Here is a 23,507-nt window from a genome sequence, read left to right on the forward strand (position 1 = left end):
TAGTATCAACACTGACAAGTAAACAAGTCTAAATTATGTGTGGCTAAGGAAGTTTAGTCGAGAGGAAAACACTATGGATATGCATGTTTGGTTAGCCTACGTAGTTACAGCTGTTGTATTCAGCCTCGCTCCAGGTTCAGGAACCGTGAACTCAATCAGTAATGGTCTGAGCTATGGTACACGTAAATCTCTCTCAGCGATTGCTGGGCTGCAAATTGGGCTGACGTTACATATTATTTTAGTTGGTGCCGGCATTGGCGCCTTGGTTGCTCAGTCAGCAACTGCATTTACCGTGATTAAATGGGTCGGTGCGGCTTACTTAGTGTGGTTAGGTATTCAGAAATGGCGCGATAAGTCTGGTTTGGCGACTCACACTCAAGGTGAAGCGTTATCCGGTACTAAACTGATGAGCAATGCTGTGCTGATCAATCTGACCAACCCAAAATCCATCGTATTTTTGGTCGCGCTGTTTCCGCAATTCATTGACCCTGCCAAAGATCAGCTGACGCAATTGGCGGTATTAGGGGTGACAACCGTCGTGATCGACTCGATTGTTATGCTGGGTTACACCTCTTTGGCGGCACAAATGGGGCGTTTTATCCGTTCTGATAAGATTATGAGTAAGATCAACAAGGTATTTGGTTCCATGTTTGTCGGTTGTGGGGCATTATTAGCGGCTGCCAAAGCTTAAGTAATTTCAAGGTGTAGCAGTCAATGCGCGATACCTATGTGGCTCGCCAGCCCATTTTTAACGCCAAAAGACAAACGCTCGGGTATGAATTGTTGTTCCGTGACGGAGAAAACAATGCATACCCAGCTCATGTCGATTCCAACCGTGCAACGTATCGTTTAATTGTCGAGAACTTCCTGTCTCTGGGCACTAATCCTGCTTTTGCACAATCGCGCAGCTTCATTAACTTTCCGTATAAAAGCCTTATTCGTCGCTTACCTCTGTCGCTGCCCAGAGAGCAGATTGTCATTGAAGTACTGGAAACTTGTCCACCGACGGACGAGCTATATGAAGCGATAAAAGAGCTCAATGCAGCAGGTTACCTGATTGCACTAGATGACTTTGTTTATAGCCCTGAGTGGGAACGCTTCTTACCATTTGTTCAGATCATCAAGCTCGATATTATGGCTATGGGGCTCGACGCGGCGTGCGAGTTTGTTCAAGAGCGGAAGTCACGTGGGATCCGACGTAAGTTTCTTGCTGAACGAGTTGAAACCGAAGAAGAATTCTTAACTGCGCGTTCGGCGGGTTTTTCGTTCTTCCAAGGCTTCTTTTTCAGTAAGCCCGAAGTGATTCGTCAGCAGTACATTAGCCCTGAACAGGTGATTGCGATGGAGTTGCTTCGTGAAGTATGTCAGACCAATGTCGACTTCGAGAAGGTTGAAGCCATAGTGGCCAAAGACGTTGCGCTATCTTACAAATTGCTCCGCTTTGTAAACACCATGTCGGAGAGGCTCGAAGTTACCATATCTTCGTTTAGGCAGGCTTTGGTTTACCTTGGTGAAGACAAACTTCGTATCTTCGTTTCATTGGCCGTGGCATCTTTTATTTCCGCTAAAAAGCCTAAAGAGCTATACAACCTTTCGTTGCAACGCGCTCAGTTTTGCCAGTTGATGGCAAACGAGAACCCATTCAGCCAGTTCCGTGAACAGGCCTTTCTTATCGGCTTGTTCTCAACCTTGGATGCGTTACTGGATCTCTCGCTTGAAGAGCTGGTCAAGCAGTTGCCACTCAATCAGGCGATTAAGGTCGCGTTACTTGAGCGCCAGGGCCCTTATGGCATCTTGCTTGGATTGGAAGAGTGCTATGAACGAGCTGACTGGCAGGGCATGCAGGACGCATGTCGTCAGTTGAATCTATCCGTCGATGACGTCATGCCGCGTATTTCTGAAGCGCAGCGCTGGAGTCAGGACATCAACCGCCTGGTGTAAGGCGGCTTTTCTCATTTGTGAATCTTTTATGACAGTACCGATTGGGTATTGATCTTCAGTTCGGTTTAAATAAATATATATGCATATCCATATATGAGTATATTTAAATGTTGCCACATCAGTTTTTTAAATTGCTATCTGACGAAACAAGAGTTCGTTGCCTGATGCTGATTGAACGTGAAGAGTGTTTGTCAGTGGGTGAATTGACCGAAGCGCTGCAGGAAAGCCAGCCGAAAATTTCGCGTCACCTTGCTCAGCTACGCTCAAGTGGTGTGTTGGTTGACGTCCGCCAAGGGCAATGGGTGTTCTATCGTTTGTCGGCGGAATTGCCGGGTTGGATGAAAAAACTGATTGATGATCTTGTCGCGTCTAATTGCCTGAAAACAGAGTACCAACAAGATATAGAAAGACTTCATGCTATTCAGGCTCGCCCTGTTTGCTGCCAGTAATTTGAAATAAGAGAGATAGAAAGATGACAATTAAAGTCGGAATTAACGGTTTTGGTCGTATTGGACGTTTGGCTCTGCGTGCGGCGTTTGATTGGGAAGAACTAGAGTTTGTGCAGATCAATGATGTCGCGGGCGATGCCGCAACACTCGCACACCTGCTGGAGTTTGATTCAGTTCAAGGGCGCTGGAATCACGAAGTCAAAGCGGAAGGTGATCAGATTCTAATTAACGGTCAAGTTATCAAAACAACGCAAGAGAAAGACATTGATGCCATCGACTGGTCTGGCTGTGATGTTGTGATCGAAGCGACGGGTAAGCACCGTAAAACTTTGATTCTTAACAAGTATCTAGCTCAAGGTGTGAAACGAGTCGTGGTTTCTGCGCCGGTTAAAGAAGAAGGCGTGGCGAACATTGTGGTGGGTGTGAATGATCATATCTTTGACCCTGCAGTACATCAGATTGTTACGGCAGCGTCTTGTACGACTAACTGTATTGCGCCGGTCGTTAAAGTGATTCATGAGAAGTTAGGTATTGCGCAGTCTTCTTTTACCACTATCCATGACCTGACCAACACGCAGACGATTCTTGATGCGCCACATAAAGATTTGCGTCGTGCCCGTGCTTGCGGCATGAGTCTTATCCCGACAACGACTGGCAGCGCTACAGCGATTGTGGAAATCTTCCCAGATCTGAAAGGCAAGATTAATGGCCACGCGGTGCGTGTTCCTCTGGCCAACGCGTCACTCACAGACATCATCTTTGATGTAAAACGTGATACCACGGCGGAAGAAGTGAATGCGTTGCTTAGAGAAGCATCACAAGGTGAACTGAACGGTATCCTTGGTTTTGAAGAGCGTCCGCTGGTATCGATTGATTACAAAGGTGACCAACGTTCAACCATCGTTGATGCTCAATCAACTATGGTGGTAGGTAGCCGCATGGTGAAGATCTACGCTTGGTACGACAATGAAATGGGCTACGCGACACGTACTGCTGAGTTGGTACGTAAAGTGGGCTTGGCATAAGGAGTAATTGAGATGACACATCCAACTTGGCAATTGGACCTAGAGCAAGGTGCGTTAGTACTTACTCCTTGTCCGGGGACTAAAGGTGTTGACCTGGAAGCTTCGCTTGTGCAGCTAAAAGAGCAAGGTGTTGAAGCGATAGTGACGGCGCTGGATAACACAGAATTAGAGAACAAAGGCGTTGCTCAGCTTGGTGAAGCGACAGAGAAACTAGGCATGCAGTGGTTTCAGATTGAAATTGAAGATGACTGCGCACCGGGTGATGACTTTGCCGTGAAATGGCAGCAAGCCAGCTCTGCTCTGCATCAGGTTGTCGATAATGGCGGTAAAGTTGCGATGCATTGCATGGGCGGGTCAGGTCGTACGGGCCTGTTGGCCGCACATTTGCTGTTAGAAAAACAGTGGCCGTTGAGCGACATTGTCAAAGAGGTGCAGGCGCTACGTCCGGGTGCCTTTACCAAACCTGTTCAGGTCGATTACATCAACGCAGTCGCGGCGAAATAACCCCTTGAGGAGCTTTTGGATCATAGATGTCCAAAAGCTCCCATCGCTGTACATAAGAGAAAATTGGGTACTCTATGATCGCAAATCTGAGTAAGAGTGTGCGTCAATATATGCTGGTGACGTTCAATTACTGGAACTTCACCATTACTGACGGCGCGTTGAGAATGCTGGTGGTGCTGTATTTCCATGATCTGGGCTACAGCACGTTAGAAATCGCATCCTTGTTCTTGTTCTACGAGTTCTTTGGCGTGGTAACCAACCTGATTGGTGGTTGGCTTGGCGCGAGGCTTGGCTTAAACAAAACCATGAACCTTGGGCTGGCGATGCAGATAGTGGCACTGGCGATGCTCGCAGTTCCCAATGTCTGGCTGACCATACCTTGGGTGATGCTGGCTCAGGCGTTGTCTGGTATTGCCAAAGACCTTAATAAGATGAGTGCCAAAAGTTCCATAAAGGCACTGGTGCCTGATGAGCAGCAAGGTGCTTTGTATAAGTGGATCGCGATTCTGACGGGGTCGAAAAATGCCCTTAAAGGTGTCGGCTTCTTTATCGGTGGCTTATTGCTGTCTCTGATTGGCTTTAAGTACGCGGTGTTGCTGATGGCGGGCGTGTTAACACTGGTTCTGATTGGCAGCTTAATCGGTCTTGAAAGTGATTTGGGGAAAGCCAAAAACAAGCCTAAATTCAGCCAAATCTTTTCTAAGTCGAGCTCAATCAATATCTTATCTGCGGCGCGTATGTTCCTGTTTGGGGCACGAGATGTTTGGTTTGTTGTCGCCCTACCTATCTATCTGGGCAGCGTGTTTGGCTGGGATCATCTTTGGGTTGGTGGCTTCTTAGCGACTTGGGTGATTGCTTACGGTTTTGTCCAAGGCTTTGCCCCTAAGATCACCGGTAAAGCACAAGGTAAAGTCCCTGACGGCAGCGCGGCGCTGATGTGGGCTGGCTTGTTGGCGGTGATCACCGCGGGAATTGCTTACGCAGTGCAAATTGGCTGGCAACCTCAGTTGGTTATCGTGGTTGGACTCTTGATTTTTGGTGCTGTGTTTGCGGTTAACTCATCCCTGCATTCTTATCTGATCGTCAGCTATGCCAAAGGGGATGGCGTATCACTGGATGTCGGCTTCTACTATATGGCGAATGCCATGGGGCGCTTAATTGGTACAGTGCTGTCAGGTTGGATATTTCAGGTTGCAGGTTTGGCTGCGTGCCTATGGGTTTCCTTTGCATTTCTTGCGCTGACTACCCTGATTTCTATCAAGCTGCCTAAGGTGAGTAATACCGCAACTGCTTAAATTAAGAACAATTTCATGACTAAAAGTTGACCAAGGTTACACCGTGGTCAACTTTTTTATTGCTACCTTTGCTCAACCAGTGTTGAACAAAGGTAGCGGTATGAGAGACAGAGTGAACATGTTCTTGCCTCTCGCTGTCAGTTAGTCGCCATTGATTGGTGCTCGCTTATCTTTCCAAAACCGTAACCGATTAAATTAAAAAGGTTTATGTCTAAAACATGGCATGAATCTGCCTGAATCATCAGGTTAATTGTTATATTGAATACTTAATCGCTGTGAGGTGAGCGGTAATACTAGTTCAGGAAGGGAATATGAACAGAAAATGGTTAGCGAGCTTAATGTTGTCAGTAGCCCCATTTGCCTGCGGGTATGACGGCGGTTTTAATGATGCCGAGATCCATTATGTTGATTTTTTTCAGCGTACCGATGGCATCAAATATCTGGTGCATAAGATGGATCAAAGCAACATTGAACATGCGTTTGTGATGGGTCTGCCGATTATGAAAAAGTGGAATGCTCACGATCCTGTCGCACCACGTTATGAATTTGGCGATGACTCACCCGTCTATTACTACTCACGTACCGACGAGATTCTCTACCGAGCACTGAAAGACTCGCCGCATCAAGAGCGACTGTTTCCTTTTATTACCGGCTTTAACCCTACGGATATGTTCGCAGCAGAACAAGTCGAGCAGATGATTGAAAGCGACCCTGGCTTCTGGAAAGGAATTGGTGAGATTCTGACTCGTCATGACAGTTTGTCTGCGCTGACGTTAGGTGAACAAGCCAGAGCCAATCATCCTGCTTTGATGAAGGTGTATCAGGTGGCTGCGAAGCACAACATGCCGGTGATTCTGCATACCAACATCACATCTGAGCGAGAAACGCACCCGTTGTACAAGCATGAGCTGGTGGAGGCGTTAGAAGAAAACAGCAAAACCAACTTTATCTGGGCGCACGCGGGGACGAGTTCGACATTGCTACGACGTCAGAATCTGGCGTTTCTCATTGATGAAGTCAGTGAGTTACTGGATGATTACGATAATCTCTACATTTTGGCATCTTGGAGCTTGCGCGATGTGATACTGGCGAGCCCTGAATCAAAGAAAGAGTGGGTGGTGTTGATCAAAGAGTATCCCGATCGTTTCATGATTGGCTCTGATGTTGTAGGCCGTTTTAAAATTACGGGTGAAGTGTTATCTCGTTGGGATGAAGTCTTGGATGCGTTGCCGAATGACGTGGCCGAAAACATGGCGAAAAACAATATGCTCAAGATGGTGAAGCGCTAGATTAGCGCTTCATCGCGAAATGAAGAAACTTATCACCTTGATAAGTCAGCATGCCTTTGTCTCCGGGATTTAAGGCATGGAAATAATGCACTCCAACCTGAAACTCTCGTTTAGGGCCTAGACGTCCTTTCTGCACGTAAATCCAGTATTCCTGCTCATCTTGTACTGGTTGGGCGTCATGAACATCAATGGCCTGCTTATCGAGAACAGTGACGTCCGCTGTTTGTTCAGGCGCATTTTCTCCCTGAATGTGTCTGCGATAAAGTCGACTAAATACCCAGCCACTGGCGAGTACAAACACAATAATGGCGATGAATAACGTTAATGGCATTGTTGCTCTCCCCAAAAAGCCGATGGGTTATTTTAGTGCTAATTTGGACTCAGGTTGGGGCTTTGAACACAACTGTGAGCCTCTGTTGTTGTCCTTTGTATCATTCTTCGAGACATATCACACGTTAGTGGTGATTTTGTCAGTATGCTGATAAAGCTAGTCATTGATTCCTTTACATTAATTTACTTGCAAAGGACCGTAAAAATGGGGCTAGATAGTAGATAATAAGACGGAATATTATTTACTTATAGTGCTGGCTGGAAGAGGTCAGTCTCTGCCCTTAAACTTACTAGCGATGGAGGGAAGCCATGTCTGATATCGAAAAAGTAGTGACACGGACACGAACAATTGAAAAGCTGCTTCGCACGCAATATCACGCTGAAGGTAAGGGATTACATCAGTTGATCACCAGCTGCGAGGAGCGACTACCGCACGATGTGATTGGTAAGTTGCGCTATATCGCGACCATTCGCAATAAGATAGTTCATGAAGAAGATTACAAGTTGGAAAGTCGTAGTGACTTTCTTTCTGTGTGTGATGAATGTGAAAAAGAGCTCACGCCACGCAGTAGTCGCTTTATCTGGCGAGCGGCGATTACTTTGATGACTCTGATTACATTAGCGGCATTGCTTTTCTATTATGCCCATTGGGATATTTTGTCTAAGCATTTGTAATAAAAGGTCTAAAACAGACTGTTTTTAAAAAATAGTCAAACTTAGAAATCCGTTGGATTTGTAGGCGGGTTTTGTGTAAAAAATCTGCGACATAACAAAAAGGGACGCGAATGCGTCCCTTTTTGCTTTTGTAACTATGGCTTAGTACATCATCGGCAGTGTCATTAGGCCAACAACAACTGCGATCATTACAAGTCCTTGTTTTTGTGAAGAAGTAATCATAACCCTGCTCCTATTTAGTGATGCTTAACTCTATGTAATTTAGAATAGCAGTGTTTTTGTGCTTTGATCAAGTTTTTATTTTCCTAAGCTTTAAAAGTAACGCTGTGTAAGTGCGAAAATGCAGTGTTTAGGATGGTTTTTTGATTGTCTTTCTATGGTTTTTGAGTTGATTGAAAACTGTTCTTTTTGTTTGTTTTGTTGTTTAAATTGTTGATTTTTAAGTTTTTTAATGATGTTTAATTGTTGTTAAATTATAGAGATTGTCATTTTGTTTGTTTGATTGCTCTCTTGGTGTCAGTGTTGGGTTAAATTGATGGTTATCGGGTTTTGTTTTGGCTTGTTTTACCTAGTTTCAGATTAAAATGGCTGCCGACTGACCTGACTAAGATTGCATTCTATTAGTTTTGGGGGCTAATAATATGCTTGATTTTTTTTTAACCTGTTGATTTTAAATGTTTTGATGTGAATTTTCGTTCGTGTTTTTATGCTTTTTTTGATCTTGGTTGGCTGGATCTGGTGAATTTGGATAAAGTCGGCGTTTACGCCAAATTTAGTTGATGTAAAGCCAGCGATGAAAGGTAAGGCGCTTTAGCTAGCGCGCTTTACCGACGCCTTTGTGACTCTGTCAGAAGCCAATCAAGATCCAAGTTTTGCTTTCCATTTCTGGACATCTTTAGCGTCCTGCCTACACTGGCGACTCAGTTTAAAAGAGGTGGACCCATGTGGAGCTGGCTTTCAGTCGCGCTGTCAGGATTTATTAGTATTTCTGCTAACGAAAGCAACCAGAACAAACAAGCGGTCGTGTTTAAAACATTGTCGTTAGGCATGCTTGTCGTCATGCTGTGGAGCCAGAATAGTCTGGTTGGCCTATCGGCCTGGTGGGTCACATTGGGTTTGTTGATCTCCATGCTGGCAGACGGTCTTTATATCTATAAACGACAACAAAAGTTGTGCTTTGCCGCATTTGTCGGAGCCCAGCTTTGTTACAGCACCTCTTTTTGGCTTCAGCTTTCAGGTGAGATTGTCTGGTGGCTACCTGCAATGCTGTTGGCGATTGGCGTCGTGGTGTTCTTCCTAATGCTGCCCAAAATTGATCGTCTTATCTTCCCAGTGGTGATAATGGGCATGATGTTACTGCAGCTGAACTGGGCGGCGGGTGAAGTGTGGCTTTTGACCGGGACAATGGAAAGTGTGCTGGGCTTTTTAGGAACGCTGACTCTGACTTTATCGGCAGGTTTGCTTGCGGTGCATGATTACAAACACCCTATTCGCTATGGCCGTTATCTGATTTCTGGCAGCTACCTGCTGGCGCATTCTTTGATTACTGCCTCTTTGATTATCTGAAATCAAAATCTATTCAATAACATCAGGCTATGCTCTCTTCACTGAATTATTCGTGGAGGAAATCATGTCTAACGAAATACACGCACATAACGTTCTAAACTTATTGCATGCTCGACCAATGACAATGCAGGAGCTGCGAGAGGTTGCCTGCGCTGAGTTTGGTGATGATGCTAAGTTCCATACCTGTAAACTGGATGGGCTGGATTTGGATGCCTTGATGGCGTTTTTTATCGAACGAGAAAAGATCGTTGATGTGAAAGGAAAATGGGCGCTGAACTTAGAACGCGTCTGTAGCCATTAAAAACTCTGCTTTTTGCCTCCAAATTGTCAAACGGTGTTGATATACTTCGCCGACTTTTCGCTCTGTTCATTGAGAACTTTTTGGCTTTGGAGGCTCATTCATGGAAATTCTTTCTGCCGCAACCATGTTGTTTCTTATCATGGATCCGCTTGGCAATCTTCCAATCGTCCTATCGATTCTCAAGCACCTTGACCCGAAACGCAGACGCAAAGTTCTGGTGCGCGAGTTGTGCTTCGCACTGATTATTCTGATGCTGTTCCTGTTTGCAGGTCAGGCGATTCTGAGTTTCCTTCATGTTGAGCCCGAAACGCTGAGTATTTCTGGCGGTATTATCCTGTTCATCATCGCGATTAAGATGATTTTCCCGAGTGCGGGCAGCATCACAGGCCTCGCGGCGGGCGAAGAGCCGTTTATTGTCCCTATGGCTATTCCTATGATTGCGGGGCCATCAGTGATTGCTGCACTGTTACTCCTGTCGACCCAGCACCCGGACAAATTGCTTGAGTTGTCTGGCGCTGTTCTGCTAGCGTGGGGGGCAACTTTCTTTATCCTGATGTTCTATAACTTCTTCCACCGTATCTTAGGTGAACGAGGCTTAAAAGCCATTGAGCGCCTGATGGGGCTGCTGCTAGTGATGATTTCGACTCAGATGTTCCTCAACGGAGTGAAGAGTTATCTAAGCTAAGAAACAAAAAACGCCGCTCAAGATGAGCGGCGTTTTACATTGGATGGTGTGGGTTTTACATCATGTACTTGCGACGAATATCGAGCAGGGCAAAGATGCCGAAAATCAGAATCGACCATTTTTCCCAACTGGTCATCTTAATCTTGTCACCAAACGCGCCGATAAAGATGGCTGATTGCAGGCCATGCATGATGAACAGGAAGGCCGTCATAATGTATAGCGCAATCGCCGCTTTGCCCGGAAAGGGCATAAAGAAGTTCAGGATCAGGATGAACCACACAAAGCCAATCGCGGCTTTGGCAAGAAAAAGTAGAGCTTTCATGAGACTTCCTTTTTAGTCTTGTTGTCTTTCAAATAATCGGTAACTGACTTGGCCTGCCGTTTTTTCTCGGTGTAGGTGCCAGTTGGTTGGAATGCCTTCCAACGCAAGTTCTTTCTCAGTTTCAATGTAAATCATGGCATCGTTGGCCAACCAGCCATTACTTTCCAGCAAAGTGACGGTTTGTTCCAGCAAGCCTTTGCGAAATGGTGGGTCGATGAATACCACATGATGCGGAGTACCTGCTTGTTGAAGAAAGCTCAACGTATCGCTGTTAATCGCGGTAAGGTTATCTGAATTAAGAGCCGCAATGTTTTTTTCTAACTGCTTGAATGCCGTCGGGTTGAGCTCAATCATGGTGACCTTATCAGCCTGACGCGAAGCCGCTTCAAAGCCCAATCCGCCAGAACCGGCAAACAAGTCGAGGCATTTTGCCTGAGGCACATCCTGAGCCAGCCAGTTGAAAAGGGTTTCTTTGACGCGATCCGTTGTTGGGCGTAGCCCTTCTGCATCATGAACAGGCAGTTTTCTCCCTCTCCATAAGCCGCTAATAATTCGAACAAAGCCCGTTGAAGGCTTTTTTTGTGATGTGTTTTGCTGGCGACGCCGTACCATAGATTTTTTGACCGCTAATAAAGTGATACTATACCCAGTCGCTCAGTGAGTTCGTCCTGAGTACAGCCCAAATTTTGTTGATGACAAAGTGTATACCATCGTTATTACGCTGGAAACTTTTCACTCTGTTGTCATTTTTCTTTTCTTTACCGGGACAATACCCGGCGAAAAGTGTCAGAGTAAATTAAGACAATCTAGGATATCCCCAGATGACGGAAAAAAAGAAGCGCGGATTACTTTCTTGGCTTGGCTTCGGTGATGAGGAGCAACAAGCCAAGCAAGCTGCTGAAGAAACCCAATCGGAAATAGTTGAAGAAGTTGCAGAAGAAGCGCAAACCGTTGACGACGTTCAGCCAGAGCCTCAGGCTGACTTAGCAGAAGCAGAAGCAGAAGCAGAAGCAGAAGCAGAAGCAGAAGCAGAAGCAGAAGCAGAAGCAGAAGCAGAAGCAGAAGCAGAAGCAGAAGCAGAAGCAGAACAGCCACAAGAACCTCGTGTGATTGAGCAAGAGAAGCCAACCGAAAGCTTTTTTGCCCGCTTAAAGCGTAGCTTAGCGCGTACAAAAGCAAACATAGGCGCTGGCTTCTTTGGCTTGTTTAAAGACAAACAAATTGATGATGAGCTGTTTGAAGAGCTGGAAGAGCAGCTACTGATTGCCGATGTTGGTATGGATACCACGGTGAAAATCATCGACAACCTGACAGAAAAAGCTTCTCGTCAGGAACTGAAAGACGGCGAAGCACTGTATGGTCTGTTGAAAGAAGAGATGGCCGGCATTCTCTCGACCGTTGAAAAGCCGCTTGAAATTGATACCAACAAAACCCCTTACGTTATCCTGATGGTTGGCGTGAATGGTGTCGGTAAAACGACAACAATCGGTAAGCTGGCTAAGCAATTCCAATCACAAGGTAAAAAAGTCATGCTGGCTGCAGGTGACACCTTCCGTGCAGCGGCCGTTGAGCAGCTCCAAGTTTGGGGCGAGCGCAACCAAGTACCAGTTGTGGCTCAGCATACCGGCGCAGACAGTGCATCGGTTATTTATGACGCCATTGAGTCTGCAAAAGCCAAAGGTGTTGATGTGGTGATTGCCGATACAGCGGGTCGTCTACAGAACAAAGCTAACCTGATGGAAGAGCTGCGTAAGATCGTTCGAGTGATGAAGAAGGTCGATGATTCTGCACCGCATGAAATCATGCTGACATTGGACGCGGGTACGGGCCAGAATGCTATTAGTCAGGCAAAACTGTTCAGTGATGTTGCACCGCTAACCGGCATTACCCTCACTAAATTAGATGGTACCGCGAAAGGTGGGGTTATCTTTGCGTTGGCCGATCAGTTCCAGATTCCTATCCGCTATATTGGTGTGGGTGAAGGCATTGATGATTTACGCCCATTTGAAACTCAGGAATTTATTGACGCATTATTCAGCCGCGAAGACTAATCAGTAGCTCAGTAAGAGGAACGACGAGTGATAAAGTTTCAGCAAGTAAGTAAAGCGTATCGTGGAGGCAGACAAGCGCTGCAAAAGGTGGATTTCCATCTGCGCCGCGGAGAAATGGCTTTTCTCGGTGGCCACTCCGGCGCTGGAAAAAGCACTTTGCTCAAGTTGATTTGTGCCATTGAGCGCCCAACGGACGGAAAAATCAGCTTTAATGATCACGATATCACTCGTATTCCCAATAAAGACATCCCGTTCTTGCGTCGAAACATCGGCATTGTCTTTCAGGATCACCGCTTACTGATGGATCGTTCGGTGTTTGATAACGTCGCACTGCCGATGCGTATTGAATCTATCTCTGAGAGTGAGATTAAGCGTCGTGTGTCCGCAGCACTGGATAAAACGGACTTACTGGATAAAGCTAAATGCTTACCCAGTCAGTTGTCTGGCGGTGAACAGCAGCGAGTCGGTATTGCTCGTGCAGTGGTTAATCGCCCAACCTTGCTGTTGGCGGATGAACCGACGGGCAACTTGGATCCTGAACTATCCAACCGAGTCGTTAAGCTTTTTGAAGAGTTTAACCGCGCTGGAGTGACCATTCTGCTGGCGACGCACGATATTGGTCTGGTCAACACACGACCACAATATCGCCATCTTGAACTGAACCAAGGTTTCCTGAGTGAGGTAGAAGATTATGGCTGCTAATGTGCGCAACAAAAAATCGGCTAAAGGACGTCCGAAAAACCGTGTGAAGCGTGACAGTTTCTTTACCGTTCACTTCAAACAGGCCAGAACCTCTTTTGCTGTGATGTGGTCTCGGCCTCTGGGTAACATTCTTACGTTGGCGGTGATTTCGATGGCATTAGCCATGCCCGCGGCTTTGTACCTCCTGGGCAAAAACCTTGCAGCGGCATCAAGCGATGTAACCAGTCCATCGAAAGTGAGTGGTTACATACAAGAACAAACGCCAGAAGCTCGTATTATGGTGTTGAAAGACCAACTGGAAAGTATGGAAGAAGTGGCCAAGGTTGAGTATATCTCGCCACAACAAGGTCTTGATGATCTGAGCCAGTACTCTGGATTTGACCATGCGATTTCTTTGCTGGATGACTACGCGCTACCCGGTGTGCTTATCGTCACGCCAAGCGTTGAAGATAAAACAAAGATCAAACAGTTGGCGGCAACATTAGCGGGTGAAGAAGAAGTGACGGATGTTCGCCTTGACGAAGATTGGCTGACGCGTCTTGATGCGATCAAGAATCTGGTCGGGGGCATAGTGATCACCTTGTCTGTTTTGATGCTGGGTTCGGTATTTTTGATTGTCGGTAATACCCTGCGTTTCAATGTCCTTGCCAATAAAGAAGAAATTCAGACTATGAAGCTGATAGGGGCAACCAACAGCTTTATTCTCCGACCGTACCTGTACTCAGGGATGTGGTTTGGTCTGTTGGGAGCACTTACTGCCTGGATCATGACGGCGATTATCACTGTGGTACTGAACAGCAGCGTAGAGCAATTGGCTCTGCTGTACGATAGTCGTTTCCGCCTGATTGGACTAAGCTGGGATGAAAGCTTGTTATTATTGATGCTTGGCACCTTCTTAGGATGCTTGGCAGCGAAAATTTCAGCGCAGCGTCATTTGAAAGAAATTGAACCTGTATAAATAGTTGTTGTCCTAATTATTTGAAAAAGTACACGCTACCGTGTACTTTTTTACTTGTATAGACGAAAGGTTTATGCATAATAACTTTCCCCCGCTTGAATCTTGTTCATTTTAGGTTCAAGATTGATGGGCTAAAACCTACTCCAGATCAGAAATTGATGAGGAATTGAATGACTAACCAAGCGTATCCAATGGCTGTAGTTACACAAGATAGCTTAGATAGCTATATCCGCACAGTGAACGGCTATCCAATGCTGACCGCTGAAGAGGAGCGTGGACTGGCTGAGCGACTACACTACAACGGCGAAATTGAAGCGGCAAAAGGCCTGATTCTTTCGCACCTTCGTTTTGTGGTGCACGTAGCTCGTGGTTACTCTGGCTATGGCTTGCCAATGGCAGACTTAGTACAGGAAGGCAACATCGGCCTGATGAAAGCAGTAAAACGCTTTAATCCGGAAGTCGGTGTGCGTTTGGTGTCATTTGCTGTGCACTGGATCAAAGCTGAAATTCACGAATACGTACTGCGTAACTGGCGTATTGTGAAAATTGCGACCACTAAGGCTCAGCGCAAATTGTTCTTCAACCTGCGTAAATCGAAGAAGCGCCTTGGCTGGTTTAACAACGGTGAAGTTGAAACTGTTGCTAGAGAGCTGGGTGTTGAGCCATCTGAAGTGCGTGAGATGGAATCTCGTCTTGCGGCTCAGGATGCGGCATTTGAAATGCAGAACGATGATGACGATTCTGGTGTTTCTTACACAGCGCCAATGCTGTACTTAGAAGATAAAGCCTCGGATGTTGCCGACAATGTCGAAGCGGCCAATTGGGAAGCGCATACGAACAACCGCTTAAGCTTAGCCTTGTCGAGTCTGGATGAGCGTAGTCAGCATATTGTCCGTTCACGCTGGCTTGAAGACAATAAGTCGACGTTACAGGAATTGGCGGAAACCTACAGTGTGTCTGCTGAACGTATTCGTCAGCTTGAAAAAAATGCCATGAAGAAGTTAAAGGCTGCCGTCGGCGACTTCTAACTCTCATTGCGTTCGAGTTTGAAAACCGAGATCATTTGATCTCGGTTTTTTCGTTTTATCGATCCAATAATACCCTGGTACCTAGACTTTTGTGGATCGAATTTTGCCAAGCTGCCTGTGGGTAACTCTGTGGTAAATTTCTTCGCTATATGTCAGAAAGGCGGGTGAATAAAGGTATCAGAGGTATTTTTCTCATGGGGATACTTTTACTCTTACACACAAAAAAATAAGGATCATCACTATATATTGTGGATCCAACTTCATTTGGATACTTTATTAACGTAATCCACAAATTTATCCACAGATGGTGAAGAATTGATCGCAAGTGGATAACCTTACTGCTCCAGTGTACTTGTTGACCACTGGATAGGTTACAATGACGCCCAACTCCTATTCCTATTTAAGAGACAGTAAATGGACCAGTTTCAACATATTGATGTAGCAGGTGCACAGGCCTTACTTGAACAAGGTGACGCTCGCTTAGTCGACATTCGTGACCCACAATCTTTCGCCGTTGCTCACCCAGAAGCCGCCTTTCATCTGACGAACGACACTATTACTAAGTTTATGGATGAGGTGGAATTTGAACAGCCTGTACTGGTGATGTGTTACCACGGTATTAGTAGCCAAGGGGCGGCACAATATTTGGTTAACCAAGGCTTTGAGCAGGTGTATAGTGTTGATGGGGGCTTTGAAGCCTGGCAACGTGCTCAGTTACCTGTTGAATCCAACCTGCCATAGGAACCGCTATGATAAGACTGATCTCGATTTCCAATCCGCGCATGGCGCAAGCGTTTATCGACTATATGGCATCACGTCGTATTGATATAAAGATGATGCCGGAAGGAAGTGGTCAGTTTGCATTGTGGCTTGCCGATTCTCAGCATCAGATTGAAGCAGAAGCAGAGCTGCAACATTTTCTCGACAATCCCAGCGACGCTAAATACCAAGCTGCGTCATGGGACATGGCTGAAAGTCGAACCAGCCAGTTTAGTTATCAGTCTCCCAGTATGTTAGCGATGGTGAAGGCCAAAGCTGGTCCTGTGACGTTAGCCGTGATGTTGGTGTGCATCGTCATCTTTGCCTTGCAGCAGTTTGGTGCAGGCCAGGCGGTTTTCTCAGCCTTGCACTTTCCCGCGCTCGCCGGACAAGAGTGGCAGCTGTGGCGCTGGGTCAGTCATGCGGTTCTGCACTTCTCGGTCGCGCACATTGCGTTTAACTTGTTGTGGTGGTGGCAACTAGGGGGAGACATTGAGCAGCGATTGGGTGCGAAAAAACTGCTTCAGTTGTTTGTTGTGTCAGCGGCATTGTCAGGTGCAGGCCAATACTGGGTAGAAGGGGCCAACTTCGGTGGCTTATCTGGCGTAGTGTATGCGTTGGTCGGCTACTTATGGATGCTGGGATACAAAGCACCACAGCTTGGGCTCAATATGCCAAAACCTATCATAGGTTTTATGCTGGTCTGGCTCGTATTAGGGTTTGTTCAACCCTTTATGGCGATTGCCAACACGGCCCATCTGGTTGGTTTGATTTCTGGTGTCGTATTTGGCTTGGTGGATGCCAGTCGGGTAAAGAAATAAAAAAAGCGGCCGAAGCCGCTTTTTTGCAAAATGTGGTTACTGGTAGAGGTATTTGGTAAACAGCAAATCGGCAATGATCGTTCTGCCTGTTTCTGGCAGCAAAATAGAGTTCAGCTGCTCAACGAGGTTTTTGCGTAAATCTTCGCGGCCCGCTAATGAAGTGATCGTATCCGAGGATTGTTTACCCAGTAACTCAATCACTGCATCGCGGATGAGTGGTTGATGTAATTCGATGATCGCCAGATCAGTCTCATTCGCCACCATAATATCAATACGTACCTGAATGTAACCGAGCTGTTTGCCTTTAGTATAAAAATTTGTTGTCAGATCCGGCTCTAGGGTAAAGTAGGCCAACTTAGGCTCGCCGCCTTCTTCGGCGATAGATGAGAGACTAACCAAGACGCTCAAAGCGACAAATATTTGGACTAAGTAACGTTTAATCATATTTCTGTCTTTTCTTTCTTCTAATCACGATACTCGAATCGTCTGAGTCTTGTTACAATAGAGCATCTATTTGTAATAATTATGCGTTAAGCACTCGATGGGGTGGTTAACAACTAAGATCGAAGCTTTATTGTACGACGATAAAGCTACTTATTGAATACTAGTATGAATCAATTTACTTCGCTTTATTTATCTGCTCTTCGCCAAGTCGAATGGCAAGATCCTGATAAGTTTAGCTTTCCTACACAAAATGCGAAAAATTGGTTGTTGGAACAGGGCTCATTGTCACGTTTATTAGAAGCCCACTGCCAGACATTAAGTGTAGATTTGTTGCATAACAAAGTGGTTAAAGCAGAGAAGCTCAATCTGCAGGAAATTGAGCTTCTTGCACAAGAAGAATGCTTGCTGCGCAAAGTCGTCTTGAAAGGGGATGGTAAGGCTTGGGTTCTGGGCAGAACCTTGATCCCGCAATCCTCTATGGATGGGCAGCAATTCGATTTGACGCGCCAAGGCGAAATTCCGCTTGGTTTGACGGTGTTTAATGCTGAGAACGTTAAACGCGATGCGCTGCAAGTGGGTTGGGCTGAAACGCCAGACGGTCAGTTCCTTGCTCGCCGTTCTCGTTTATGGATGAATCACAAACCTATGCTGGTGGCAGAGCTGTTTTTGCCAACCGCACCGATGTACTCGAAGGAGAGCGTGTAGATGACTGCAGCAAAAGCTCAGGCTTATTGGCAATTAATGCGCATGGATAAGCCGATTGGTACCTTGCTTTTGTTATGGCCGACATTGTGGGCTCTGATCATTGCAGCGCAAGGCGTGCCCGATCCGACGGTTTTAGTCGTGTTTATTCTAGGTGTGGTGTTTATGCGCTCTGCGGGTTGCGTGATCAATGATTTCGCAGACCGCAAAGTCGATGGTCATGTCAAGCGCACCAGCCAGCGTCCTTTGCCTTCTGGAAGAGTGACGTCCAAAGAAGCGATCGGATTGTTTATTGTCTTATCTGTCACGTCTTTCCTGCTGGTACTGACCATGAACCCACTGACCATCAAACTCTCTTTTGCCGGCCTGTTTCTCGCTTTTATCTACCCATTCATGAAGCGCTACACCCATTTACCGCAACTATTCCTTGGGTTAGCGTTCAGTTGGTCGATTCCAATGGCTTGGGCCGCTCAGGCTAATGAATTGCCTGCGATGGTGTGGTTTATCTTTGCCATCAACGCACTTTGGACGATTGCTTACGATACTCAGTATGCCATGGTGGATCGTGATGACGACCTCAAAATTGGCATCAAGTCGACAGCCATTCTGTTTGGCCGCTTTGACAAGATGATTATTGGGGCGTTGCAGTTAGTGACGATGGCGATGCTTATTGCTGTTGGGAATTGGTATGAGTTAGGCGCCAGCTATTATTGGAGCCTGCTAATCGCGGGTGCGCTGTTTGTTTTTCAGCATCACCTGATTCGTCATCGAGAACGAGATTTGTGTTTCCGCGCTTTTCTGAATAACAACTATGTCGGGATGGTGATCGCCGCTGGATTGTTGATTGCGTTCTGGTAAGAATTTGAAAAAATAAAAAGGGCATCCAATCGGATGCCCTTTTTGTATCTTAGCTGTCGATTACGCTTCGCCGACCTGACAGATACTTTCTTTAATCGTCAGGCGCACTTCTGGGTAAAGCATAGAGTAAAGCAACTCGGCCAGAATCTGACTTTTCTCTTTATCACAGTTACCGTCTTTGTCTAAGTACGCTTGTTGTTGTAGCGTGGTAAACATAGCGGAGAAAACCCCTTTATCGAAGAACTCAGGTGCATTAATTCCGTGCAGTCGACCCAAACGCTGAGCGATGTCTTGGCTCTTCTGCTCAAGATCGGCTTTGCCCAATTCCGGATTGGCGGTTAGCAGGTTGAGTGCGATTGAATACCGCTGCAGGGTTTCTGTAATGGTGCGACCAAGCAGCATCAAGACCTGGGTGTTAGCCTGCTTGAGTGCCACATTTTGTTCTGTGTCGATAGCAACCAGACCAAGACGAGCGATCTCCTCAATGTAAGCTTCCGTGACATCACCGAGCTGCGCTTCTTCAATGCTCAGGAACAATTCCTGTTTCAGGAATGGGTACACCAAAGCCACATTGGCTTTGATTTGCTCCAAGCTAAGCTGCTGATGACGGATCAGCATCTGAGCTATCAAAGATGGAATCGCGAACAGGTGAATAATGTTATTGCGGTAGTAGGTCATTAGGATTGACTGATTGCGATCCAGTGACACGATCTCGCCCATGGTGTCAGACTCGATGACAAACTTATCCAGCGACTCTGCGTGTTTGACTAAGGCTTCCGCATCTTCATCCGGAACCGTGAAAGTAGACGAATAAGGTACGTTCTTAAGTAGAGACAGATAACATTCGATTTGTTTGACTAGGCTGTCACGAGATAGTGCACGTTGACGTGAAGCGAGCAGCGCAGTAGCACACAATGTCAGTGCGTTGGTCGCAGCCGCATCGTTAATGTGCGTCATCATTTTAGTCGCCAAGTCGTTAACCACTGGGTTTAGCCACTGAGGCTTGGTGCTTCCCATAGGGTCAATATCTTGTGTCCACTCAGGCGCGTTTTCATTTAGGTATTGGTTGAGTGGAATTGGCTCACCAAAGTTCACGTAGCCTTGACCAAAATTGCGCAGTTTGCGAATCGTACGCAGCACTAGGCCAGCGTTTTCTTTCTCTTTACGCTTACCGCGCAGCTCTTTGGCATACGTGCTCACTTCCATGACGTGCTCATAGCCAATATAGACAGGCACTAGAGTGACTGGTCGGTTGAGGCCGCGCAGCATCGCCTGAATGGTCATCGCCAACATACCAGTTTTAGCCTGAAGCAGTCGGCCCGTTCGTGAACGTCCACCTTCACTGAAGTACTCAACTGAATAGCCTTTGGTGAACAGCTCCGCCAGATACTCGCGGAAAATAGTGGAATAAAGTTTATTGCCCTTAAAGCTACGGCGAATAAAGAACGCGCCTCCGCGACGGAATAGTGGTCCCGCTGGGAAAAAGTTAAGGTTAATACCTGCAGCGATATGTGGCGGTACCATGCCTTCGTGGAACAGGACGTAAGACAGAAGTAGGTAATCCATGTGGCTACGGTGACAAGGCACATAGACGATTTCATGCCCATCTTGCGCTAATTTACGTACCGTGGACGCATTATTGATATTCAGCCCCTGATAAATGCGATTCCACAGCCAGCTCAACAGTCGGTCGCCGTTTTTCACCAAGGAGTATGAAAAGTCTGCCGCAATCTCATCCATGATATCTTGCGCTTCTTTACGCGCTTTCTCGAGTGAGATATTTTTGGCTTTTGCTTCGTCTGCAATCGCTTTTTCAATCGCTTTGGACTTCATCAAGCGATTAAACAGCGCCTGACGGTTAGGCAAGTTTGGTCCAGATGCCGCCAGTTTCTGACGAGAAAAATGAATTCGAGCAACGCGAGCCAGCTTGTGGGCGATGGAAGCATCGGTGCCGTGTGAATCGGCCATGTAACGCAGAGATACGACTGGGCTGATCCGCACCAGACAATCACGGCCTGATTTAAGTACCGCCATCGCTTTTTCAGGGCCATTGAGCGCTTGAAGATAAGGCGTTTGCTGGGATTCTTTGCCTGGCTTACGACCCCAAAGAACCGTAGCTGGAATGACTTGGACATCCAGTTCGCTGTCAAATTTATGCAGTTCAAGTAGCTCAGAAAATAGAGCGACGGACTCACTAGGGACATCCTGATCATTGCTCATCACGGTTTGACGTGAAGAAATAAATACATAACGTTTGAATGACTTGCCGTTGATCTCAACTGGCTCAAACGGATCAGGCAAACCAAGGCGCACGACCTGTGTTTGGAGTGTGACTAAATCAACACTCGAACGATAAGGTAGGGCATAAATGATGGGTTTGGCTGCATCGATGTTATGATCTTCAATAGGATTTGAAGGAATCGCGGTTCCTTTTACCATCACTGACAAGGGCAGTTTTAGTAATGAACTCGATAATGATTGTCCGGAAGACATAAGGTTCTTGGCCTCAAAAAACAGATAAATCGCATAAGCATTTTCCATTTCCTTTATTGTAGGAATGGAAAAGCGCTCAAGCTGATATTTTTAAGGCTGCAAGGATATCAGAAACTGGTCGAACCTTTTACTGGTAATTGGGCGTAAAAGCATCAATTTAGCCAAAATCAAATCATCTATTTAATTATTCAAGAGAAAAGTCTGTGCCGCAAAAATCACTTCATGGATTCAAACGTATAAGAAATGCAACCCGTTACTCATGCCAAGGCCTCAAAGCGGCGTTTAAAAATGAACCTGCATTCAGAGAGGAAATTTTCCTCACAGCGATCATGATTCCAACCGCACTATTGCTTGATGTTAGCCAGCTAGAACGCATCTTGCTGATTGCCACTGTAGTGCTGGTATTGATTGCTGAACTGTTTAACAGTGCTATTGAAGCCGTTGTTGATCGTATTGGTGAAGAGCAGCATGAGCTGGCCGGCAGGGCGAAAGATATTGGATCAGCGGCTGTCATGATCACCATGCTACTGACAGGTTACGTGTGGTTAGAAGTATTGTTTTTGTAGTCAAAAGTTTAACTCTATCAAAAAACCAGCAATTGGCTTTTCATTTAAACAATTACTGGATATACTCACAGTTAACTGTATAAAAAGACAGGTGACTTATGAAGCCGTTAACGCCACGCCAGCAACAAGTATTTGATCTGATCAAGAGTAAAATTGACGACACAGGCATGCCTCCTACGCGTGCTGAAATTGCCCGTGAACTGGGCTTTCGTTCTGCCAATGCCGCTGAGGAGCATTTAAAAGCTCTAGCGCGTAAGCAAGCGATTGAAATTATTCCAGGCGCATCGCGTGGAATCCGCATCTTGCTAGAAGATTCTGCCAATGATGATGGTCTGCCTTTGATTGGACAGGTTGCGGCAGGTGAACCGATTCTAGCTCAGGAACATGTTGAAGCGCACTATCAGGTGGATCCGGCCATGTTCAAGCCTCAGGCTGATTTCTTATTGCGCGTCAACGGCGAGAGTATGAAAGACATCGGTATCATGGATGGCGATCTGCTTGCGGTGCACAAAACTCAGGACGTTCATGATGGTCAGGTGGTTGTTGCTCGTGTCGATGACGATGTCACCGTTAAGCGTTTGGAACGCAAAGGGTCAACCGTTTTACTCCATGCAGAAAACGAAGAGTTTGAACCTATTAAAGTTGACCTGTCATGTCAGCACCTAGCGATTGAAGGTCTAGCGGTCGGAATTATCCGTAATACCGACTGGATGTAATCACTGCACTGCTCGCAGAAGTGGTATTGAATGGCTTGTAACGTCAGCGAGAATGTTCGCTGACGTTGTTTTGTCACTTCAGTCTGTGAGTTGTGGCTCGATATCTCATATATTGTTGAGATCTATTCTCAATTACTTGTTTTTGTAATTGATATTCATTATCATCTTATTTCTGGTATGGAAGGAAGATGATCATGGCCGCTAAGCAAAAAGCTTCAACACATCGCTATCAAATCCCGGCCAATTTGTTGCAACCTCTCTGGCTTCGCAGCCGAGAAAGCTTGGTCGACAACGGCTTGGTTTATGACCCAATCGCGGCTAATGCGTGTCAGCGTTGCCAACTCGCACCGGAATGCCTCTCTGGTGATATCGATCAGAAACAACTTCTTCATGCCACCCTGACTCAAATCTGTGACGATCAGGTCAATCACTTCATTTCACGCAACCCCGACGGTTGGATAATCAATGTTGGCGCTGGCCTCGATACGCGTTTCTACCGAGTTGACAATGGCCGTTGTCACTGGCTTGAACTTGATGTGACGGAAAACCTCCTTTGGCGTCAGAAACTGTTCCATAAAAGCGAACGTTACCAACATATGTGTGGCAACGTTGATGACTTGTCATGGCTGGATAATTTGCCTGTACCGGAAAAGGCGCCGGTATTGATTGTCTGTGAGCACGCTTTACTGGATTGCAGTGAAAAGCAAGTTGGTAAGTTTATTCAGGCCCTTGGTTGCCACTTTGATTCAGCACGAGCATGTGTGGTGCTGGCGGGGGATCTCGCGGCAAGCAAACTTGGTCAGAAAATGGGCGCAGGCAGTTATAATCATGGCTATGCGTCACCCGGGGATGCAACACTTAATTACCTGCCATGGGCGCGCTGGGCCAAGACCTTTTCTCCTTTAGATAAACACTGCGGGCGTTGGAAGTTATGGCAACGCTGGCTCACCAAATTCAATTCCCTTAAGCATAGGCTTACTCCGGTAGTGGTTCAGCTTCGCTGGTAATCCGGTTACACTTTGCACTC

At 46.3% G+C, this 23,507-nt stretch carries 27 protein-coding genes; 22 read left to right on the forward strand and 5 right to left on the reverse strand.

The features are described from left to right. Positions 1 to 73 precede the first annotated feature (73 nt). From rhtB to QMA41_RS24425, 7 genes are all read left to right on the forward strand, one after another. Positions 74 to 691 (forward strand): homoserine/homoserine lactone efflux protein, encoded by a 618-nt coding sequence (rhtB, locus tag QMA41_RS24395; protein WP_006957322.1) that lies wholly within the window; start codon positions 74 to 76, stop codon positions 689 to 691. Positions 692 to 714: 23 nt separating this feature from the next. Beyond that, a complete protein-coding gene (locus QMA41_RS24400) occupies positions 715 to 1,941 on the forward strand; it encodes an EAL and HDOD domain-containing protein (protein ID WP_006957321.1) in 1,227 nt (408 codons plus the stop codon). Between the two features lie 107 nt (positions 1,942 to 2,048). After that, positions 2,049 to 2,390, forward strand: coding sequence for a metalloregulator ArsR/SmtB family transcription factor (locus tag QMA41_RS24405; protein ID WP_019274050.1), 342 nt, complete (start codon positions 2,049 to 2,051; stop codon positions 2,388 to 2,390). 23 nt (positions 2,391 to 2,413) lie between these two features. Continuing rightward, positions 2,414 to 3,415, forward strand: a complete 1,002-nt coding sequence (locus QMA41_RS24410) for an ArsJ-associated glyceraldehyde-3-phosphate dehydrogenase (RefSeq protein WP_281630803.1) — start codon at positions 2,414 to 2,416, stop codon at positions 3,413 to 3,415. Positions 3,416 to 3,427: 12 nt separating this feature from the next. Continuing rightward, positions 3,428 to 3,919 (forward strand): cyclin-dependent kinase inhibitor 3 family protein, encoded by a 492-nt coding sequence (locus QMA41_RS24415; protein WP_045987151.1) that lies wholly within the window; start codon positions 3,428 to 3,430, stop codon positions 3,917 to 3,919. A 74-nt stretch (positions 3,920 to 3,993) separates the two neighbouring features. Beyond that, complete coding sequence (gene arsJ, locus QMA41_RS24420; protein WP_172851723.1) at positions 3,994 to 5,214, forward strand: organoarsenical effux MFS transporter ArsJ; 1,221 nt, start codon at positions 3,994 to 3,996, stop codon at positions 5,212 to 5,214. A gap of 311 nt (positions 5,215 to 5,525) precedes the next feature. Then, positions 5,526 to 6,503 (forward strand): amidohydrolase, encoded by a 978-nt coding sequence (locus QMA41_RS24425; protein WP_281630804.1) that lies wholly within the window; start codon positions 5,526 to 5,528, stop codon positions 6,501 to 6,503. 1 nt (position 6,504) lies between these two features. Here the strand turns inward: QMA41_RS24425 and QMA41_RS24430 are convergent, their stop codons facing one another. Continuing rightward, on the reverse strand, positions 6,505 to 6,834 hold the full coding sequence (locus tag QMA41_RS24430; protein WP_281630805.1) for a DUF2500 domain-containing protein: 330 nt from the start codon (positions 6,832 to 6,834) through the stop codon (positions 6,505 to 6,507). Positions 6,835 to 7,142: 308 nt separating this feature from the next. Here QMA41_RS24430 and QMA41_RS24435 point away from each other — a divergent pair, with 308 nt between their 5' ends. The 4 genes from QMA41_RS24435 (at position 7,143) to QMA41_RS24450 (ending at position 10,060) form a co-directional block, all read left to right on the forward strand. Then, positions 7,143 to 7,508, forward strand: coding sequence for a hypothetical protein (locus QMA41_RS24435; RefSeq protein ID WP_019274057.1), 366 nt, complete (start codon positions 7,143 to 7,145; stop codon positions 7,506 to 7,508). 942 nt (positions 7,509 to 8,450) lie between these two features. Further along, a complete protein-coding gene (locus QMA41_RS24440) occupies positions 8,451 to 9,074 on the forward strand; it encodes a lysoplasmalogenase (protein WP_045987148.1) in 624 nt (207 codons plus the stop codon). A gap of 64 nt (positions 9,075 to 9,138) precedes the next feature. Beyond that, positions 9,139 to 9,375: a YecH family metal-binding protein gene (locus QMA41_RS24445; RefSeq protein WP_281630806.1), complete on the forward strand. Its 237-nt coding sequence runs from the start codon at positions 9,139 to 9,141 to the stop codon at positions 9,373 to 9,375. Positions 9,376 to 9,475: 100 nt separating this feature from the next. Continuing rightward, positions 9,476 to 10,060, forward strand: a complete 585-nt coding sequence (locus tag QMA41_RS24450) for a YhgN family NAAT transporter (RefSeq protein ID WP_006957309.1) — start codon at positions 9,476 to 9,478, stop codon at positions 10,058 to 10,060. A 55-nt stretch (positions 10,061 to 10,115) separates the two neighbouring features. On the opposite strand, the gene QMA41_RS24455 is transcribed toward QMA41_RS24450, so the two are convergent. Both QMA41_RS24455 and rsmD read right to left on the reverse strand, forming a co-directional pair. Next, a complete protein-coding gene (locus tag QMA41_RS24455) occupies positions 10,116 to 10,382 on the reverse strand; it encodes a DUF1145 domain-containing protein (RefSeq protein WP_006957308.1) in 267 nt (88 codons plus the stop codon). 12 nt (positions 10,383 to 10,394) lie between these two features. Next, positions 10,395 to 10,994, reverse strand: a complete 600-nt coding sequence (rsmD, locus tag QMA41_RS24460) for a 16S rRNA (guanine(966)-N(2))-methyltransferase RsmD (RefSeq protein WP_281630807.1) — start codon at positions 10,992 to 10,994, stop codon at positions 10,395 to 10,397. A 209-nt stretch (positions 10,995 to 11,203) separates the two neighbouring features. Between rsmD and ftsY the strand changes: the two genes are divergently transcribed. From ftsY to glpG, 6 genes are all read left to right on the forward strand, one after another. Then, positions 11,204 to 12,433 (forward strand): signal recognition particle-docking protein FtsY, encoded by a 1,230-nt coding sequence (gene ftsY, locus QMA41_RS24465; protein WP_281630808.1) that lies wholly within the window; start codon positions 11,204 to 11,206, stop codon positions 12,431 to 12,433. A gap of 27 nt (positions 12,434 to 12,460) precedes the next feature. Then, the gene (gene ftsE / locus QMA41_RS24470; RefSeq protein ID WP_006957305.1) at positions 12,461 to 13,135 is read left to right on the forward strand and encodes a cell division ATP-binding protein FtsE; all 675 of its coding nucleotides are present in this window, start codon (positions 12,461 to 12,463) and stop codon (positions 13,133 to 13,135) included. Further along, positions 13,125 to 14,093 (forward strand): permease-like cell division protein FtsX, encoded by a 969-nt coding sequence (ftsX, locus tag QMA41_RS24475; protein WP_281630809.1) that lies wholly within the window; start codon positions 13,125 to 13,127, stop codon positions 14,091 to 14,093. Before ftsE ends, ftsX begins: the two co-directional genes overlap by 11 nt. Positions 14,094 to 14,263: 170 nt before the next feature. Continuing rightward, on the forward strand, positions 14,264 to 15,121 hold the full coding sequence (gene rpoH / locus QMA41_RS24480) for an RNA polymerase sigma factor RpoH (protein ID WP_006957304.1): 858 nt from the start codon (positions 14,264 to 14,266) through the stop codon (positions 15,119 to 15,121). A 414-nt stretch (positions 15,122 to 15,535) separates the two neighbouring features. Then, positions 15,536 to 15,862 carry a thiosulfate sulfurtransferase GlpE gene (glpE, locus tag QMA41_RS24485; protein WP_006957303.1) on the forward strand — a complete coding sequence of 109 codons (327 nt, stop codon included), beginning with the start codon at positions 15,536 to 15,538 and terminating at the stop codon, positions 15,860 to 15,862. Positions 15,863 to 15,870: 8 nt separating this feature from the next. Next, the gene (gene glpG, locus QMA41_RS24490; RefSeq protein WP_281630810.1) at positions 15,871 to 16,701 is read left to right on the forward strand and encodes a rhomboid family intramembrane serine protease GlpG; all 831 of its coding nucleotides are present in this window, start codon (positions 15,871 to 15,873) and stop codon (positions 16,699 to 16,701) included. Positions 16,702 to 16,737: 36 nt separating this feature from the next. Here glpG and QMA41_RS24495 read toward each other — a convergent pair whose 3' ends face one another. Next, positions 16,738 to 17,145: a flagellar basal body-associated protein FliL gene (locus QMA41_RS24495; RefSeq protein ID WP_006957301.1), complete on the reverse strand. Its 408-nt coding sequence runs from the start codon at positions 17,143 to 17,145 to the stop codon at positions 16,738 to 16,740. Between the two features lie 165 nt (positions 17,146 to 17,310). Between QMA41_RS24495 and QMA41_RS24500 the strand changes: the two genes are divergently transcribed. After that, positions 17,311 to 17,850, forward strand: a complete 540-nt coding sequence (locus tag QMA41_RS24500) for a chorismate lyase (protein WP_171354171.1) — start codon at positions 17,311 to 17,313, stop codon at positions 17,848 to 17,850. Then, a complete protein-coding gene (ubiA, locus tag QMA41_RS24505) occupies positions 17,851 to 18,705 on the forward strand; it encodes a 4-hydroxybenzoate octaprenyltransferase (RefSeq protein WP_281630811.1) in 855 nt (284 codons plus the stop codon). Between the two features lie 60 nt (positions 18,706 to 18,765). Here ubiA and plsB read toward each other — a convergent pair whose 3' ends face one another. After that, positions 18,766 to 21,198: a glycerol-3-phosphate 1-O-acyltransferase PlsB gene (gene plsB / locus QMA41_RS24510; protein ID WP_281630818.1), complete on the reverse strand. Its 2,433-nt coding sequence runs from the start codon at positions 21,196 to 21,198 to the stop codon at positions 18,766 to 18,768. A 203-nt stretch (positions 21,199 to 21,401) separates the two neighbouring features. Between plsB and QMA41_RS24515 the strand changes: the two genes are divergently transcribed. The 3 genes from QMA41_RS24515 (at position 21,402) to QMA41_RS24525 (ending at position 23,487) form a co-directional block, all read left to right on the forward strand. Continuing rightward, complete coding sequence (locus QMA41_RS24515; protein WP_045987141.1) at positions 21,402 to 21,764, forward strand: diacylglycerol kinase; 363 nt, start codon at positions 21,402 to 21,404, stop codon at positions 21,762 to 21,764. A gap of 98 nt (positions 21,765 to 21,862) precedes the next feature. Next, positions 21,863 to 22,480, forward strand: coding sequence for a transcriptional repressor LexA (gene lexA / locus QMA41_RS24520; RefSeq protein WP_038514519.1), 618 nt, complete (start codon positions 21,863 to 21,865; stop codon positions 22,478 to 22,480). Between the two features lie 188 nt (positions 22,481 to 22,668). Next, on the forward strand, positions 22,669 to 23,487 hold the full coding sequence (locus QMA41_RS24525) for a class I SAM-dependent methyltransferase (protein WP_171341743.1): 819 nt from the start codon (positions 22,669 to 22,671) through the stop codon (positions 23,485 to 23,487). The last annotated feature ends 20 nt before the right edge of the window (positions 23,488 to 23,507 follow it).

Origin of the sequence: Vibrio sp. St2, assembly GCF_947311885.1 — a bacterium.
GTDB classification, from domain to species: domain Bacteria; phylum Pseudomonadota; class Gammaproteobacteria; order Enterobacterales; family Vibrionaceae; genus Vibrio; species Vibrio coralliilyticus.

What these genes read in the sequence shown, in the direction of transcription:
- ubiA (WP_281630811.1), top strand. Translation starts at nt 17,851, where the DNA reads ATGACTGCAGCAAAAGCTCAGGCTTATTGGCAATTAATGCGCATGGAT.
- ftsX (WP_281630809.1), top strand. Translation starts at nt 13,125, where the DNA reads ATGGCTGCTAATGTGCGCAACAAAAAATCGGCTAAAGGACGTCCGAAA.
- glpG (WP_281630810.1), top strand. Translation starts at nt 15,871, where the DNA reads ATGATAAGACTGATCTCGATTTCCAATCCGCGCATGGCGCAAGCGTTT.
- QMA41_RS24445 (WP_281630806.1), top strand. Translation starts at nt 9,139, where the DNA reads ATGTCTAACGAAATACACGCACATAACGTTCTAAACTTATTGCATGCT.
- QMA41_RS24455 (WP_006957308.1), bottom strand. Translation starts at nt 10,382, where the DNA reads ATGAAAGCTCTACTTTTTCTTGCCAAAGCCGCGATTGGCTTTGTGTGG.
- QMA41_RS24415 (WP_045987151.1), top strand. Translation starts at nt 3,428, where the DNA reads ATGACACATCCAACTTGGCAATTGGACCTAGAGCAAGGTGCGTTAGTA.
- QMA41_RS24400 (WP_006957321.1), top strand. Translation starts at nt 715, where the DNA reads ATGCGCGATACCTATGTGGCTCGCCAGCCCATTTTTAACGCCAAAAGA.
- ftsY (WP_281630808.1), top strand. Translation starts at nt 11,204, where the DNA reads ATGACGGAAAAAAAGAAGCGCGGATTACTTTCTTGGCTTGGCTTCGGT.
- plsB (WP_281630818.1), bottom strand. Translation starts at nt 21,198, where the DNA reads ATGTCTTCCGGACAATCATTATCGAGTTCATTACTAAAACTGCCCTTG.
- QMA41_RS24425 (WP_281630804.1), top strand. Translation starts at nt 5,526, where the DNA reads ATGAACAGAAAATGGTTAGCGAGCTTAATGTTGTCAGTAGCCCCATTT.
- QMA41_RS24410 (WP_281630803.1), top strand. Translation starts at nt 2,414, where the DNA reads ATGACAATTAAAGTCGGAATTAACGGTTTTGGTCGTATTGGACGTTTG.
- QMA41_RS24500 (WP_171354171.1), top strand. Translation starts at nt 17,311, where the DNA reads ATGAATCAATTTACTTCGCTTTATTTATCTGCTCTTCGCCAAGTCGAA.
- rpoH (WP_006957304.1), top strand. Translation starts at nt 14,264, where the DNA reads ATGACTAACCAAGCGTATCCAATGGCTGTAGTTACACAAGATAGCTTA.
- QMA41_RS24440 (WP_045987148.1), top strand. Translation starts at nt 8,451, where the DNA reads ATGTGGAGCTGGCTTTCAGTCGCGCTGTCAGGATTTATTAGTATTTCT.
- arsJ (WP_172851723.1), top strand. Translation starts at nt 3,994, where the DNA reads ATGATCGCAAATCTGAGTAAGAGTGTGCGTCAATATATGCTGGTGACG.
- rhtB (WP_006957322.1), top strand. Translation starts at nt 74, where the DNA reads ATGGATATGCATGTTTGGTTAGCCTACGTAGTTACAGCTGTTGTATTC.
- QMA41_RS24525 (WP_171341743.1), top strand. Translation starts at nt 22,669, where the DNA reads ATGATCATGGCCGCTAAGCAAAAAGCTTCAACACATCGCTATCAAATC.
- QMA41_RS24405 (WP_019274050.1), top strand. Translation starts at nt 2,049, where the DNA reads ATGTTGCCACATCAGTTTTTTAAATTGCTATCTGACGAAACAAGAGTT.
- rsmD (WP_281630807.1), bottom strand. Translation starts at nt 10,994, where the DNA reads ATGGTACGGCGTCGCCAGCAAAACACATCACAAAAAAAGCCTTCAACG.
- QMA41_RS24430 (WP_281630805.1), bottom strand. Translation starts at nt 6,834, where the DNA reads ATGCCATTAACGTTATTCATCGCCATTATTGTGTTTGTACTCGCCAGT.
- glpE (WP_006957303.1), top strand. Translation starts at nt 15,536, where the DNA reads ATGGACCAGTTTCAACATATTGATGTAGCAGGTGCACAGGCCTTACTT.
- lexA (WP_038514519.1), top strand. Translation starts at nt 21,863, where the DNA reads ATGAAGCCGTTAACGCCACGCCAGCAACAAGTATTTGATCTGATCAAG.
- QMA41_RS24435 (WP_019274057.1), top strand. Translation starts at nt 7,143, where the DNA reads ATGTCTGATATCGAAAAAGTAGTGACACGGACACGAACAATTGAAAAG.
- QMA41_RS24495 (WP_006957301.1), bottom strand. Translation starts at nt 17,145, where the DNA reads ATGATTAAACGTTACTTAGTCCAAATATTTGTCGCTTTGAGCGTCTTG.
- QMA41_RS24450 (WP_006957309.1), top strand. Translation starts at nt 9,476, where the DNA reads ATGGAAATTCTTTCTGCCGCAACCATGTTGTTTCTTATCATGGATCCG.